This window comes from Peribacillus sp. NPDC076916 (assembly GCF_050269675.1).
GTDB lineage: Bacteria > Bacillota > Bacilli > Bacillales > DSM-1321 > Peribacillus > Peribacillus aracenensis.
Window position 1 is genome coordinate 1 of sequence record NZ_JBNNIU010000010.1, and the last position, 13,963, is coordinate 13,963.

Below are 13,963 nucleotides of genomic sequence, written 5' to 3' on the forward strand. Positions count from 1 at the left end.
CCAATTATTATTAGTAAACCTGAACACTCTGTACATTCTAAATACTAATAAATTAATTCAAACAAAGACATTGACTAATCGTAAGAAAGGCATGAGCCCAGTAGATTACCGGGTTCATGCCCTCAAGGTTGCCTAATTAAATAAAGTGTCTAACTTTTTGGGTTCACTTCATTTTTATTTCGGGCATTTTTGTTGTTTAATTGTGTCATTAAATTATTTAGAGCATAGAATGAATTAACCCATTTAAGTTCCTCCTTAAAAAAATAAGGAGTGATTGTATGTCAGGTAGTCGTAGAGATGGCTGTTGTGATGGATTTGACGGAGGCTGTGGATTTAGTGGTGGATTTGCCTTTTTAGTTGTATTGTTTATCCTCTTAATTATTGTTGGAGCTAGTTTCTGCGGTGGTTTTGGTGGCGGTTATGGTGGATATGCCCCAGCCTATGGATATGGTGCATGCTGCTAAGAATATCAAAAGCTGACCTCATTTTGGTCAGCCTTTTATAATTTAATTTCTATTTCAGATGGGATACTTTTAAATTTGTAAATTTGTATTTCCCTGATTCTACGCCTTAAAGTAATCGGCTCATTAGTTTAATAAAAACATGGACAAAATCAGGAGAAAAAGGCGGACAAAGTTGCTGTCTTTTTTTATGCCCATTTTTATAAGATTAATCCAGGAAATAATTCCTGGGAGACGCACAGTTTAAAGTTATTTTAGAAATTGTAAAATCAGTTGTCGGCAATATAAAAGGTGTAATAGACGGTGGACGATAGGTCATCATGGGTTTAATACAAGTTTTTTCCGGATTGTTTACCAGTGATTTCTCAAAAATGTGGATAGGAATCAAGAATATCTTTTCAGGTTCCATTCAGTTTATTTGGAATTTCATGCAGCGAATGTTCTGGGATAAGATGCTTAAAGGAATCATTAGCGAAATTAATGGTAAATGCATTCAAGGGCATGTGGGGCAGTATAAAAAATGTTTTTTCTACAGTCATTAAATGGATCGTGGATTTTATTTAAAAATCGTTTTACTAGTTTGAAAAATACAATCAATACCATTTTTATAAATCCTGAAAATGAATTATTTCAAAACTCCTGAGAGTCGACAGTTATATAAACTTACCTTACCCGAATTAGAAAACATATTTGATACTGAAAAAGCAAAAGCCAGGGAAGTACATGACTAATAAAAAAATGTCACTTGTGTAAATCATTTCTACTGAGCTTGTTGCTTTCTCTTCAAAAACAGACGAAACCAAACTAACTGTATCAAAACTGCAATAATTACACCGACTAGAGTATCTGTCATTCTATCTATCGCATAATGTTTCGTTTGGTGTTCAAGTACAAAGACAAATAATATCGTTAGTGCGACTTGATAAATTACTGTTTTGTTAAATTTCAACCATTGTGTGATATAACATCCTAAAAGAATTAATAGTCCTAAATTCCATCCATTTATACTCATATGTCTTGCAATGAGTACAGTAACGGAAATACCAATCATGGTACCAATTACACGTTGTATGGATTGTTGGACCGTTTTGTCAATTGTTGATTGAAGGCATAGAATGACCGAAAGTGGAGCTAAGTAAGGGTGGTCGGAACCCAAAAGTTTTGATAATTCCCAGGACAGAGTAGAACCTATTGCTATTTTCCATATTAGAATCGAAAAGTTCTTATTTGGATTTTCATGTTTATTTGTTTTCATATTCACCTCGAGGTAGTATTCTACCTTTTTATAGAATTCCTCGTATTGTGAATTTTTATGTAGTTGAAAAAGTCTCTGGCCAAAAGAAAAAAGGAACGGTTAAATCGCGCCTGGTGAAATATTATCCATTCAAGAACTTTCAACTAATTCTCTTAAAGTTTATCTCGGAAAAGCTTAAGCCATCCAGTCCCCAAAAAACCGTTTCCAGGGTTGCAAAAAGTTGAACCTATTTACAAAATGAATGCTTCGAAAGAATCTTACTTATTTACAATGAAGTGGCATTATAAACTGCATTTACATAATCTTATAAATTGATGGGATGTCTTACAGTAGGTTGGAATGTCATTTTGAATTACCCCCGTTATAAAAGGTATGACGTCATTGGCATGGAGCCTACTTGAAAAAATCTATGCAGTCGGCAAATTATTAGGCAGCACGCATTAATGCAAAAGGCGAGTAGTTCTTTAAAATACAGAATAATAACAATCGTCCATGCTGATATTTGAGCATGGTTCCTTTTCTTAGGTAGTGCAGGAGAAGGAACAGTGACTTGTCTACAAAATGAAATACCAAGAAGTTAGATGGGTAGCTAAATTCTTTTCAATTTTAGAAAAATATTATCAATATTGCTAAATTGGTAATTTCGATAATTACTATGTTTTACAGTGAACCTTGCCAAAAATGAAAATAAATAAAGAATTTTAATATTAAAACTGTAGATTTTATAAGGTTTACAGAATTGGCATAATTTTTGCATATAAAGATTTGCATACAACTAATGGGAAGAAATAAAAACTGCAGCATTTCAGATTACTAAAATTAGGAGGCATAATAATAATGAACTATTCATCAAAGCTAGTAAAAGTAAATAAAGATCCAGGACATGGCTCACACATCTCCCCTGTTTATATGACTTCAACATTTGTTTTTGATAATGCAGAAGTAGGAGCACAACGCTTCGCAGGAGAAGATCCAGGATTTATGTATTCACGCCTGGGAAATCCAAATGTAAGAGAACTGGAAGAGAAGGTAGCGGCATTGGAATTTGGTGAAGGTTGTTTAGCTTTCTCATCTGGAATGGCTGCCATAACTGGCTGCCTTTTGGGTGTTTTGCAGGCAGGAGATCACGTTGTTGCACACACAGCGTTGTATGGGGCGACGCACGCATTTCTATCCAAAACGGTAAAGAAATTTGGAATTGATGTAACCTTTGTACCGTTTAAGACAGGGGAAGAGCTTGAACCACACATTACAGATAGAACGAAAGTGGTCTACTTCGAAACTCCGTCTAATCCCACGCTTTCCTTAGTGGATATGAAGAGTGTAGCGGCGATTACAAAGCAAAAGGGTATCTTAACTATTGTTGATAATACGTTTTTGTCCCCATATTTACAAAATCCTATTCTATGCGGCATTGATATTGTTGTTCACAGTGCAACGAAATATTTGTCGGGTCATGGATATCTTATTGGCGGACTAGTGATTTCCAGCAAGGAAATTATTGATACGATGAGAAAAGAAGTGCAGAAGACTATGGGAGCAAATTTGGCCCCTATGGATGCCTGGCTTCTCTTTCAAGGGATACGTACATTGCACATTCGCATGGACCGTTCACAAGAAAATGCACAAATTTTGGCTGAACGATTGGAAAAACATAAGGCTATAGAGAAGGTTTATTTTCCAGGGCTAGCAAGTTTTGAAGATAAAAATATCATGGAGAAACAAATGAAAGGTCCTGGAGCAATGATTTCTTTTGTCTTGAAGGGGGGATACGAAACAGGTGTTAAAGTTATGAATTCTGTAAAACTGAGTACTTTAGCAGTTTCCCTAGGAGATGTAGGTACATTAATTCAACATCCAGCTTCGATGACACATGCGATAATCCCTAAAGAAGAAAGAGAAAAAGCAGGTCTTTATGATGGACTCGTTCGTTTTTCGGTTGGAATTGAAGATGTAGAAGATATATGGAAGGATCTCGAAATGGCATTAGAATAACGGCACGGCTGTATGATTTGTCAATTTCATTGCGGTTAAGGGAATTATAATGCTGGCATTCAATAGCAAATTAATTTTCATATTTAAGAGATTAGCGAAGCAAGGAGGTAAGTGATGTATAAAAAAGGAAAAGGGAGGCTCCTGAAATCTGATGGAATCAGTGCAGTATCAATCCTCGAGGGTCGGTCAAAAGATTTTCTTCCGCATTCGGGGAGGCTTCTAGCGTATCGGTCATGCGGGGGTAATCAAGTAAGCTAAAACGATACAATCTGAAAGATTATCCACTTTACCTAAGATTGCAAATTTTATTTGCAATCTTTTTTCGTCTCCGTAGGGGATATTTCGCATATTTGGAAATATTTTTTCTGGATTTGGGAACCGAAAAACAGTACAGATCGGTGGGTTATCAATATATACGTCGCGGAAATGGGAATTTATCAACTAGTTCGATAGTAGGAATGTTGAATTAACAAGGATTTTATTTTGGCACAACTTTTGCATAATATGATAACGAAAAGGAGGAGGTGGAGTCCATTTGAAAAGTATAGATAAAATTTTCGGAATATTATAATTATAAAGAGTAATGAAACTGGGAATCTGCAAATCATCCATTTTTTTGAAAATTCAGGGGGGACACTAGTGTTGTATTAATTTAAATTATGGTTTTCACCAATAAATTTTCAATTATTTGAGGAACAGGTGAAAATGATGAAATTAGATTACTATATGACAAAATTAACAACGGAGTCGTTCCTAAAATTATTGCTTTTTGCGCAGCTAGAAGAAGTCGAAAGCCTTCATGCGCTGGGCGATTGTCTTCAAAGGCGGGAGTGAAGTTGCATCTGCGTCTTGTGTTTATGGAAAAAAGGATTTCCTATCCTGAAAAATCCGTTATGACAACGGCCAAAGAACATGACCGCGGCCAGCTTGAAATCATGGTAGATGACAAAAAATGAATGTATGTGTTTGACCGTGGTTACCTAGATTATAACGTTTTGACCGAATGACCGATGCTTTAAAAATTAGCCGTTATTTGAGGGCTGTATTATGGAAACCAGTGTATATCTGGCTTCGAAAGATTGAATGAAAAGCCGTTCCTTAATGAGCAATTTTGTTGTTGTCGTACAGATTTAATTGTAAATAAAATTCCAAATGGACAGAACCATCTATTATAAGGTATTTACCTTTGTGGCTCCAAACAGAAAGAATGATTAAACTGAAGATTATGACACTATTTATGCAACGCTGGTGAGGGGGGAATTATTTATGAAAAAGAGTTTCATCATCATCACTTTTTCGATACTCATAGCACTTGTATTATCTGCATGCGGAAAGGCCGAAAATCAGGCAGCAAGTCAACGAGGCAAACAGGCAGATGAGAGCAGGGATATACTAGAGCGAATTAAATCGAGTGGGACCATTAAAATTGGAACAGAAGGAACCTTTGCACCTTTTAGCTACCATGATTCTTCAGGGAAGTTAACCGGTTTTGATATTGAAATCGCGGAGGAAGTAGCAAAAAGACTTGGTGTGAAACCAGAATTCATTGAAACCCAATGGGACGGTATGTTCGCAGGACTCGATTCAAAGCGGTTCGATATTATTGCTAATAATGTAGGAATTACTCCTGACCGCCAGAAAAAATACGATTTTTCAGTGCCGTATATTATGTCAAAACCTTTCTTAATTGTTCACAAGGACAATAATACGATTAAATCATTTGAAGATTTGAAAGGAATAAAATCAGCTCAGACATTAACTAGTAACTATAAAGATATAGCAGCATCTTATGGTGCTGAGATTGTTGGAGTAGAAGGTTTTAATCAATCCATTGATTTATTACTTTCAAAACGTGCGGATGCGGTTGTAAATGACGGACTATCCTACCTAGATTTCAAAAAGCAAAAACCTGATGCACCGGTTAAATCTGTCGCAGAACTTGATGATCCGGCAAAAATGGGGGTCATGATGAGAAAAGGGAATAAAGAATTGGAAAAGGCCGTAAATAAAGCGCTTTCCGATATGATGAAGGATGGTAAATATTTAAGTATTTCACAAAAATATTTTGGAAAAGATGTTTCAAAATAGGGAGGGTTCTACATGTTTGCTGATGAAAGAATGGACCAAATTTTTGACATCATTGTAAATTCCTTTTTCCCGATGTTAAAAGCTGGGGTTGCGTTTACGGTTCCCTTGACATTAGTATCCTTTTTACTGGGACTCCTTCTTGCTTTACTTACGGCATTGGCTCGAATCTCGGGAATAAAACTCCTAGACGCTGTTGCAAGATTTTATGTATGGGTGATTAGGGGAACACCGCTGCTTGTTCAGTTGTTTATCATTTTCTATGGCCTTCCGAGTATAGGCATTACGATCGGCCCCCTTCCTGCTGCGATTATCGGTTTTACGCTTAGTGTTGGCGCCTACAACTCAGAGATTATTCGTGCGGCCATACTCTCCATTTCCAAAGGTCAATGGGAGGCGGCGTATTCTATTGGGATGAGTAATCCGCAGGCATTAAAAAGAATTATTCTCCCTCAGGCAACAAGGGTATCTGTCCCGCCTTTGGCAAACAGTTTTATTAGCTTGGTAAAGGATACATCATTGGCTGCTACCATTACGGTGACTGAGATGTTTAGAGTTGCTCAGCAAATTACCGCAACAACCTATGAACCGTTGGTACTCTATTGTCTAGCAGGATTTATTTATTTGATTTTCAGTACTGTTCTTTCGAATGCTCAAGGACAGATGGAAAAACGGCTCGATCGTTACGTGACGGGCTAATTTGATAGGGGGAAATATACATGATTGAAATAAAGAACCTGCATAAACAATTTGGACAAACAGAGGTTTTAAAGGGAATCGATCTAAAAATTGAGGAAGGCCATACAGTTTGTATTATTGGGCCATCGGGTTCAGGGAAAACAACCTTGTTACGCTGCCTGAATTTATTGGAAACGCCTACAAAAGGGACCATCAAACTTGGAAAGTTTTCTTTGGATTTTCAGGATAAAAAACCAGTTCCAAAAGATAAGGTGATTAAGTTCCGTCAACAAACGGGTATGGTTTTCCAAGGTTACAATTTGTTCCCTCATATGACTGCGCTTGAAAATGTTATGGAAGGTCTTGTTTATGTTCGTAAACAAGACAAGGAAGCCTCTCGTACGAAGGCTCTTCAATTGCTGAAAAAGGTAGGATTATCGGAACGGGCGAACCACTATCCATCCCAGCTATCCGGTGGACAACAACAACGTGTAGGAATTGCACGGGCGATGGCTATGGAACCTGAAGTTCTGCTTTTTGATGAACCTACTTCCGCGTTAGATCCTGAGTTAGTTGGTGAGGTTCTTAAGGTCATGAAAGAACTTGCTAAAGAAGGAATGACCATGGTTGTAGTGACACATGAAATGAATTTTGCGCGTGAAGCAGCGGATAAAGTCGTATTTATTGATAAAGGTGTAATCGTTGAAGAAGGAACACCTCAACAAATTTTTGAAAATACAGGGCATGAACGGACATTACAATTTTTAAATAGACTTTGTTCATAGGTAAGGGCAGGTGCCCCCAAGCTGCGGAAAAATGGAAAACACGTTACTCGGACTGTCCCGCAGGTTAGAACGACAGAATCTTATAACTTATACCCTGGGATTGCAAATTCAATTGCAATCTTTTTTTGAATAACTAAGAAAAAATTTTCAAACTTGGGAGATGGATTTTGCAGATTTAGAGGCTCAGATTGATTCTTCCGTTAAGTTGTTAATCCTTTGCAGCCCGCATAATCCGTTGGGAAGGATCTGGACACGACAAGAGCTCACACAGTCCAGGGGGAGAAGGCTTTATGAGAACGAATATCGCATGTCCCCGCTCTACTATGGAAAAAGCTCTGCTACAGTTAGAACAAGCAGTCAAGCAACTTTCCTATACAGGAAAGTAAAACATCAGAATATTGGGGAGGAATTAAAATGGATCACACGTATGATTATGATTTCAAAAATTTTGTTAAAGATATGACGGTTATGGTGGAACGGAGTCAGAATGATAACGAATGTGTTGTGGAAGCAGAAAGGTTAGTTGGTAAATTAATTCAATCCCAATCATGGCTTCCTTCTGAGAAAAGAAGACCCAGTGAGGGAGGGTACTCGCGGCATCTGTTGTATTGTGACCCAGAGGATCGTTTCGAAGTGATCGTGCTAGTCTGGAAGCCCGGCCAGAAGACCACTCTTCATGATCACGATGATACATGGGGAGCAGAAGGAGTTGTCGCGGGTAAGGTTAAAGTGACTAATTATATACGATTAGAGGAATTATCTGGGGGCAATATTGTTAAGTTACAGCATACTGATACCATCATTGTAAACGAGCAGAATACAGGAAAGCTACTGCCTCCAGCAGACTGTCATATCTTGGAAGGGGTAGGTAATAAACCAGCTATCACGATCCATGTTTATGGAAAGCAATTGAGAAAATTTCGGGTATTCACCCCTTTAGACGGAGAGGGGCTATATCTTGCAAAAGAAAAGCGGGTTGAATACTCCCCTGCTTAGAATCGATTAAATAGTGAAAGTGTGGTCCGGTCTGTCCTTACATCCTAAGAAGAGGCGGGCCACAATTTCATTTTGTCACATTCTGAATTTAATGGAGAAAATGCGGATCTACAACTAATCATAATAAAAAGCCACCTAAAAAAAGATGGCTTTATCTCATATGTCTAATAATAAGGATTAACATGGTAAAAGTAAGGATTAACATGGTAAGGATTAACATGGTAAAGGTAAGGATTAACATGATGAGGATTATCATGGTAAAGGTAAGGACTATAATGGTAAAGGTAAACATGATGAGGATGATTACGGAAACCAAATTCATCTAGACGCCAATCACTTAATTTAAAATGTCTCATGGGTAGACCATAATTTTTTTCCAGACGGCTCATAGTCTAACACACCACCTTTTTTCCATATCTTATGAATGGGTAAATGAGTATGACTGGGTCTTTATATATTATTATATTCCTCATACGCTTTCTTCTGGTCATCATTGAAAGCTTTTTTACCTGGTAATAGTGCTGCTCGCAAAAATAGCCTTCCAGCTCCCCACTGGTCCAACTATAAAGCGGTTTTAACCATTCTTGTTTCTTTCCTTTATAACTTTCTTGGCTTTTAATCCACCGTTTTGTTACATGTTTTCTTGGTCTTGAAAAAATTTTTCTCAAACGTGATAGAAAATAGGAATGATTAACCTATAATAGGCTGAAAAAATTGTGATTTTGCAAGGAATTAAAGATTGGCACGAATATTGCAAATTAATATTCATGACTAAGAGATAAGGAGGTAAGCGATGTATAAAGCCGTTATTCTAGGAACTGGACCTGCTGGGTTAACCGCAGCAATCTATTTAGCACGTGCTAACATAAGTCCTTTGGTCATTGAAGGGCCTGAACCAGGGGGGCAATTGACATTGACAACAGATGTCGAGAATTTTCCTGGTTTTCCTGAAGGGATTATGGGACGAGAGTTGATGCAGAACATGCGAAAGCAAGCTGAGTTTTTTGGAGCAAAGTTTAAAAGAGGCTGGGTTAAAAAAGTCGACTTTTCCAATAACCCTTTTACCTTAACGGTGGAAGGAATAGGGGAGCTTAAAACGCAATCTTTAATCATTTCAACGGGAGCTTCAGCGAAACTTTTGGAGATTCCAGGGGAAAGAGAAAATATTGGTCGTGGGGTAAGCACCTGTGCGACATGCGATGGATTTTTCTTTAGAGGAAAGAAAATTATCGTTGTCGGGGGCGGAGATTCTGCTATGGAAGAGGCAAATTTTTTAACGAAGTTTGCTTCGAAGGTTCGGGTTGTCCACCGCAGAAAGGAGCTTCGCGCTTCCCAAATTATGCAAGATCGTGCCAAAAAGAATCCAAAAATTACGTGGAGCTTAAATTCCATTCCTGAAGAAGTGATCGCAGGGGATCGACACGTTACTGGCTTGAAAGTGAAAAACAGCGAAACAGGAAAAGAGGAAGTTCTGGAAACTGATGGTGTTTTCATTGCCATTGGGCACAAACCGAACACAGCATTTTTAGATAATCAAATCAAAACGGACGAAATGGGTTATATCATGGTGAATCCTGGTACAACCGAAACGAATATCCCAGGTGTATTTGCATGCGGGGATGTTCAAGATCATAAATACCGCCAAGCCATTACGGCTGCGGGAAGTGGTTGTATGGCTGCTCTGGATTGCGAAAAATATCTTGATGCAAGTGAATTATATAGTGGAAACAATCAATCTATCAATGAGAATCAAATATGGGGAGGATTTTAATAATGAAAGAGATTAAAACAAAACAAGAGTTTGAAGAGGCGATTTTATCAACAAAACCAGTTATGGCCAAATTCTATGCCGAATATTGCCCAGACTGTCAGCATACCGATTTATTTATGCCCATCTTGGAAGAAGCGTTTAGAGAAAAAGTGGAAATGATTGCGGTAAATCGTGAACATTTTCCAGAGGTATTAGAGAAGCTGGATGTGTACGGAATCCCAAGCTTTATTGCTTTTAAAGAAGGGAAGGAACTGAACCGCTTTGTAAGTAAACTTGGAAAAAGTCAGGAAGAGGTTGAACAGTTTCTTAATCAAATTGTAGAGGCAAGTGGAAAACTAGGATAGAAAATCCTTGCATGGAGCCAATAAATATTGAGCAGTCACTCAATATTTATTGGCCATCTTTTTAGTCTCAACAATCTTATCAACTATTTTTTCATAGAAACTATACAGTTTTTAGAGTTCGAATAACACGCCGACTTTGTGCCGGTAGTAGTTGAGTATTGTATGACCTTTTTTGCTTCAAGAGGAGAAGAAATTGAACTTATGAAAAATGTGAAGGAATAAAATGATCTGAAATCCAAAATGGAGACATCAGCATTAAAGTATGGACTGGTGATTCATGAACGATTGAATATAGACAGGAATTAGATCTATTACTTAATAAAGTTAGATATACAGGATTAAAACAGTTTACACGTCTTAATGGTTTGTCAGGAGGAACGGAGGATGCAAACAACAAAACGATTCCAAAAAGGCGTATAAAATTTGGAGGCAAGAGTAAGCTAACATACATATACAAAGCTGCCGCGGGAGGTGAGTAAGTATGAGTAATGATGCAAGAGGTTCTAAAAAAAATAAACGAAATGATGCAAACCATGTGAATGCTGAGACGAAAGCCAATCAAAGACGAATTTCAGAAAAGAATAACCAAGAGAATAATGATAAGAAAGAATAATAAATTTCTTCTCATATAACAAAAAAAGAATATAGAAGATTTTTTTACTAGAGAACTTGATATTTCGACATCAGTTCTCTTTATTATTGATTTATCACTCGAAAAAGAAGGTCATATCCAAGACCATACACCTCGTTAGAATATATATTAAAAGTAATTTCTATAAATATAAGTTCGTTTCCTTTTGTCCTAGAGTTACTGCCTAATTAAAACCATCTTTTACATAAGCTCTAGTTGACGAGCGGGACAAAAGTCTGGCATTGGGTGGCTTATTATAAAGAACATGGTATAGAAGGGCTGTGATACTAACAAAGTTGATTGGTGCGTCAACTGATGCAAAACTGGCTGGTTTTAATTGGAATATTTCATTAGGTATAGGTTCAGCAATGGTTTCCAGGGGGGAAGTGGCACTCATTATTGCTGCAATTGGCTTTGAAGCCAATTTACTCACTCAAGAAATGTTTGCTGTTGTTATTGGTTACAACGATTGTTACCCTTCCAATGATGCAATGGTTCTTTAATCAAGCTAATAATTTACATAAACAGAAATTATATCGCCATCTTTAGCTGTCAGAAAGGGTCTTTCTAGGTCGCAAGGATTCTTCTAATCAGCTTAATAAAAGATAAAAGCGTCGTTGCATTATGATTTATTTTTTAGTTATTTTTTTAATGTTGTACATCACATTATAATAACCAGTATCTTTACACTCCCTTGCCTATGAATATTCACAAAATTTTTGTTCATAATAAACATGACTAGTGGTTTAGACTTTCGTAAAAATGGTGAATAATGAAGGAGACTTATAACATGACACATAAACAACAATATCAGCAAGCTATCATTGCGGCTCAACAAGCACAACGGGCTTTTCAAACTGCTCAAGCTAATGCAAACCCACAACAATATCAACAGGCACAGCAACAACTTGAACAGGCTCAACAACATCTTCAACAAGTCCAACAGTCTTGGTTCTAATTCAACTAATAAAAATTTTCTGAATCAATATGAATAAAAATACATGAAGAAAATAAGAAAGGTAAATTGAAAAACATTTACTTTTGGTTAAACTAGGCTACGAAGGATGGTTCAAAAATCAATATAGTATTTTAACAAGGCTTTGATTGAAAATATAGGTTTAACGCTTTTAACTAACTAATATCAATGTCTTCACCACTTGGTCTATTAGGAAATCCTTTCTCGTTGTATTTCCTGGCCTTTTATGTTTAATTAAGGTTGATCATAAACTCAGCATCAGAATAAAGCTCATTCATAAGCTTGTTAACAATCCTAATAAAATAAGCAAACTGTCCTTTATACATTTTAACTCCATTCTTAACCTTCATAGCAAATTCCTTGAACGCTTTGGTGTCGATCGCTATTTTTTGTTCCCTAGTGAAGGCTCTTTTGTTAGTAGAATATTACATTGCTAAATAATCTTCCAGAATTCCATTTCGACTTTTTCGTAGAATGACCCTACTAGATTACTAAATACATTTGGAACCCAATGGGCTACAAAATTCGCTTGTTTTAAAGAGTTTTCTAGAGAATTATCCACATGATAGAATTGGGCTACAGCTTTACGTTTAGTGTCTTTAATAATTTGTTTTAAGAAAGTAGTAGTTGTTTTAATGGCCGGACACTTTTTGGACTCTTTCACAAGGTCCTTGCCGGACATTTCATCTTTCACAGGGTTGAATAATGATGGCATTAGCTGTTTGCATCTCCTCTGGTGGGGGGGGAATATTTGGTGGGCAAATCTAAGTTATATAAATGAAATTGATATTTGCCCACCAAATTCAACAAAAAAATTTAATCAATGATTTCCTTGGTGCATTCCTCAAACTGTCTACGTTTTCTTTTCGAGTTTTTTGCTTATATGTGCGTAAACATCAGAAGTTATAGCAACGCTGTCTTTTCTGAACATATTTCATATCCGCTCCAGCTTCAAGCTGGAGCACTGCATGTGTATGACGGAGGGAATGGGTGGGAGGAGAAGTCAACTCAGCCCTTTTTAAGAAATTGCTGAATGCGTTAAATAAGGTAGACTTTGGCATGAAGCTGCCAACATCCCTGCAAAGTATTAGATTTGGATCATTTCAAGACTAGTTTATATTGGTTTTGATGCCGTAGGTGATGTTGGAGTACTTGTGTGAGTGTCTGGCTAATGGACATAACCCGCTTATAAAAGAATCTACTAACATTTTTTTAACGAAGGAGTTTTTCGAATATGATTTTCAGTTAAAATTTTAATTAACTGATGAAGTAGTACTAAATAATGTACTCTCCTTTTATATTTTAATGAACGAACGCACCTGTTAGTTGAACAAGATTTTTTTATTAATGTTCTTTAATTGGCATAAACCCAAAATCTAGATGCAAAAAAACGGAATGGTAGATGGAGTGAATGTAGGTACCTCTACCGCACTCCCTGTTATAACCAACTTTTCCAGGTAATCTGTAACATTCCTCATATTTAAGCCTTCTTTATTTATGCTTTAGGGAGACGGGGATCTAGCTCACTCAAAGCGAGTTGCTTTCCTTGGCAAAAGGACATCCGGAGTTGTACTTGAAGCAAAAACTTTTACGGTATCTCCGGCATTTATTTCACTATGACACTAACTGATACAACTAGAGAGTATCATAGGATACATTTACATTCACAACTGGATTACCTACGTTTGAAATAGTATCGGTATCATTTTGAGCCTGGACCTGAAGTTGAGCTAGAAGTTGAGCCTGAAGTTGTGCCTGGGCTTGAAGTTGAGCTAGAAGTTGCTCTTGTTTTTGTTGCTGTTGTTGAAGTTGGAATTGAATATGTTCTAATTTACTGTTACTATCATCATGATCGCATCGTTTTTTCTTCATGGAACCATCATCATGCTGGTCATGATCGCATCGTTTTTTCTTCATGCAACCATCATCATGCTGGTCATGATCGCATCGTTTTTTCTTCATACAACAATCATCATGCTGGTCATG

The 13,963-nt window shown here is 37.0% G+C and carries 15 protein-coding genes and 3 pseudogenes; 14 read left to right on the forward strand and 4 right to left on the reverse strand.

Going from position 1 to position 13,963, the window contains the following annotated elements; all coding sequences use genetic code 11:
- Positions 1 to 278 precede the first annotated feature (278 nt).
- Both ACQKFG_RS21740 and fbpA read left to right on the forward strand, forming a co-directional pair.
- The gene (locus ACQKFG_RS21740) at positions 279 to 464 is read left to right on the forward strand and encodes a YjcZ family sporulation protein (RefSeq protein ID WP_192204149.1); all 186 of its coding nucleotides are present in this window, start codon (positions 279 to 281) and stop codon (positions 462 to 464) included.
- A gap of 617 nt (positions 465 to 1,081) precedes the next feature.
- Positions 1,082 to 1,192, forward strand: coding sequence for a Fur-regulated basic protein FbpA (fbpA, locus tag ACQKFG_RS21745; RefSeq protein WP_353871730.1), 111 nt, complete (start codon positions 1,082 to 1,084; stop codon positions 1,190 to 1,192).
- Positions 1,193 to 1,221: 29 nt separating this feature from the next.
- Here the strand turns inward: fbpA and ACQKFG_RS21750 are convergent, their stop codons facing one another.
- A complete protein-coding gene (locus tag ACQKFG_RS21750) occupies positions 1,222 to 1,716 on the reverse strand; it encodes an FUSC family protein (RefSeq protein WP_192204152.1) in 495 nt (164 codons plus the stop codon).
- An 837-nt stretch (positions 1,717 to 2,553) separates the two neighbouring features.
- On the opposite strand from ACQKFG_RS21750, the gene ACQKFG_RS21755 reads away from it, so the two are divergent.
- The 12 genes and pseudogenes from ACQKFG_RS21755 to ACQKFG_RS21810 all read left to right on the forward strand — a co-directional run bounded on the left by ACQKFG_RS21755 (position 2,554) and on the right by ACQKFG_RS21810 (position 11,959).
- Complete coding sequence (locus tag ACQKFG_RS21755) at positions 2,554 to 3,711, forward strand: trans-sulfuration enzyme family protein (RefSeq protein ID WP_427562746.1); 1,158 nt, start codon at positions 2,554 to 2,556, stop codon at positions 3,709 to 3,711.
- A 672-nt stretch (positions 3,712 to 4,383) separates the two neighbouring features.
- A pseudogene (locus ACQKFG_RS21760) lies at positions 4,384 to 4,664 on the forward strand (DUF4372 domain-containing protein); the annotation flags it as partial.
- Positions 4,665 to 4,977: 313 nt separating this feature from the next.
- Complete coding sequence (locus tag ACQKFG_RS21765) at positions 4,978 to 5,799, forward strand: amino acid ABC transporter substrate-binding protein (RefSeq protein WP_427562749.1); 822 nt, start codon at positions 4,978 to 4,980, stop codon at positions 5,797 to 5,799.
- A gap of 12 nt (positions 5,800 to 5,811) precedes the next feature.
- Complete coding sequence (locus tag ACQKFG_RS21770) at positions 5,812 to 6,495, forward strand: amino acid ABC transporter permease (RefSeq protein WP_342615392.1); 684 nt, start codon at positions 5,812 to 5,814, stop codon at positions 6,493 to 6,495.
- Positions 6,496 to 6,515: 20 nt separating this feature from the next.
- On the forward strand, positions 6,516 to 7,259 hold the full coding sequence (locus ACQKFG_RS21775) for an amino acid ABC transporter ATP-binding protein (protein ID WP_192204155.1): 744 nt from the start codon (positions 6,516 to 6,518) through the stop codon (positions 7,257 to 7,259).
- A gap of 160 nt (positions 7,260 to 7,419) precedes the next feature.
- Positions 7,420 to 7,518: pseudogene (locus tag ACQKFG_RS21780) on the forward strand (aminotransferase class I/II-fold pyridoxal phosphate-dependent enzyme); the annotation flags it as partial.
- Positions 7,519 to 7,673: 155 nt separating this feature from the next.
- Positions 7,674 to 8,255 (forward strand): cysteine dioxygenase, encoded by a 582-nt coding sequence (locus tag ACQKFG_RS21785; protein ID WP_427562754.1) that lies wholly within the window; start codon positions 7,674 to 7,676, stop codon positions 8,253 to 8,255.
- A 793-nt stretch (positions 8,256 to 9,048) separates the two neighbouring features.
- Positions 9,049 to 10,026 (forward strand): thioredoxin-disulfide reductase, encoded by a 978-nt coding sequence (trxB, locus tag ACQKFG_RS21790; RefSeq protein WP_427562757.1) that lies wholly within the window; start codon positions 9,049 to 9,051, stop codon positions 10,024 to 10,026.
- A 2-nt stretch (positions 10,027 to 10,028) separates the two neighbouring features.
- On the forward strand, positions 10,029 to 10,370 hold the full coding sequence (locus ACQKFG_RS21795; protein ID WP_427562759.1) for a thioredoxin family protein: 342 nt from the start codon (positions 10,029 to 10,031) through the stop codon (positions 10,368 to 10,370).
- A 481-nt stretch (positions 10,371 to 10,851) separates the two neighbouring features.
- Positions 10,852 to 10,983 carry a hypothetical protein gene (locus ACQKFG_RS21800; RefSeq protein ID WP_289323225.1) on the forward strand — a complete coding sequence of 44 codons (132 nt, stop codon included), beginning with the start codon at positions 10,852 to 10,854 and terminating at the stop codon, positions 10,981 to 10,983.
- A 302-nt stretch (positions 10,984 to 11,285) separates the two neighbouring features.
- Positions 11,286 to 11,550, forward strand: a pseudogene (locus ACQKFG_RS21805) (cation:proton antiporter); the annotation flags it as partial.
- A gap of 241 nt (positions 11,551 to 11,791) precedes the next feature.
- Complete coding sequence (locus tag ACQKFG_RS21810) at positions 11,792 to 11,959, forward strand: hypothetical protein (RefSeq protein ID WP_192204159.1); 168 nt, start codon at positions 11,792 to 11,794, stop codon at positions 11,957 to 11,959.
- A 451-nt stretch (positions 11,960 to 12,410) separates the two neighbouring features.
- Here ACQKFG_RS21810 and ACQKFG_RS21815 read toward each other — a convergent pair whose 3' ends face one another.
- From ACQKFG_RS21815 to ACQKFG_RS21825, 3 genes are all read right to left on the reverse strand, one after another.
- Positions 12,411 to 12,692, reverse strand: a complete 282-nt coding sequence (locus ACQKFG_RS21815; protein WP_427562763.1) for a hypothetical protein — start codon at positions 12,690 to 12,692, stop codon at positions 12,411 to 12,413.
- A gap of 181 nt (positions 12,693 to 12,873) precedes the next feature.
- Complete coding sequence (locus tag ACQKFG_RS21820) at positions 12,874 to 13,038, reverse strand: hypothetical protein (RefSeq protein ID WP_427562766.1); 165 nt, start codon at positions 13,036 to 13,038, stop codon at positions 12,874 to 12,876.
- Between the two features lie 574 nt (positions 13,039 to 13,612).
- Positions 13,613 to 13,963: hypothetical protein (locus ACQKFG_RS21825; RefSeq protein ID WP_427562769.1), on the reverse strand; the 351-nt coding region annotated here is incomplete at its 5' end.

What these genes read in the sequence shown, in the direction of transcription:
- ACQKFG_RS21740 (WP_192204149.1), top strand. Translation starts at nt 279, where the DNA reads ATGTCAGGTAGTCGTAGAGATGGCTGTTGTGATGGATTTGACGGAGGC.
- fbpA (WP_353871730.1), top strand. Translation starts at nt 1,082, where the DNA reads ATGAATTATTTCAAAACTCCTGAGAGTCGACAGTTATATAAACTTACC.
- ACQKFG_RS21750 (WP_192204152.1), bottom strand. Translation starts at nt 1,716, where the DNA reads ATGAAAACAAATAAACATGAAAATCCAAATAAGAACTTTTCGATTCTA.
- ACQKFG_RS21755 (WP_427562746.1), top strand. Translation starts at nt 2,554, where the DNA reads ATGAACTATTCATCAAAGCTAGTAAAAGTAAATAAAGATCCAGGACAT.
- ACQKFG_RS21765 (WP_427562749.1), top strand. Translation starts at nt 4,978, where the DNA reads ATGAAAAAGAGTTTCATCATCATCACTTTTTCGATACTCATAGCACTT.
- ACQKFG_RS21770 (WP_342615392.1), top strand. Translation starts at nt 5,812, where the DNA reads ATGTTTGCTGATGAAAGAATGGACCAAATTTTTGACATCATTGTAAAT.
- ACQKFG_RS21775 (WP_192204155.1), top strand. Translation starts at nt 6,516, where the DNA reads ATGATTGAAATAAAGAACCTGCATAAACAATTTGGACAAACAGAGGTT.
- ACQKFG_RS21785 (WP_427562754.1), top strand. Translation starts at nt 7,674, where the DNA reads ATGGATCACACGTATGATTATGATTTCAAAAATTTTGTTAAAGATATG.
- trxB (WP_427562757.1), top strand. Translation starts at nt 9,049, where the DNA reads ATGTATAAAGCCGTTATTCTAGGAACTGGACCTGCTGGGTTAACCGCA.
- ACQKFG_RS21795 (WP_427562759.1), top strand. Translation starts at nt 10,029, where the DNA reads ATGAAAGAGATTAAAACAAAACAAGAGTTTGAAGAGGCGATTTTATCA.
- ACQKFG_RS21800 (WP_289323225.1), top strand. Translation starts at nt 10,852, where the DNA reads ATGAGTAATGATGCAAGAGGTTCTAAAAAAAATAAACGAAATGATGCA.
- ACQKFG_RS21810 (WP_192204159.1), top strand. Translation starts at nt 11,792, where the DNA reads ATGACACATAAACAACAATATCAGCAAGCTATCATTGCGGCTCAACAA.
- ACQKFG_RS21815 (WP_427562763.1), bottom strand. Translation starts at nt 12,692, where the DNA reads ATGCCATCATTATTCAACCCTGTGAAAGATGAAATGTCCGGCAAGGAC.
- ACQKFG_RS21820 (WP_427562766.1), bottom strand. Translation starts at nt 13,038, where the DNA reads ATGCCAAAGTCTACCTTATTTAACGCATTCAGCAATTTCTTAAAAAGG.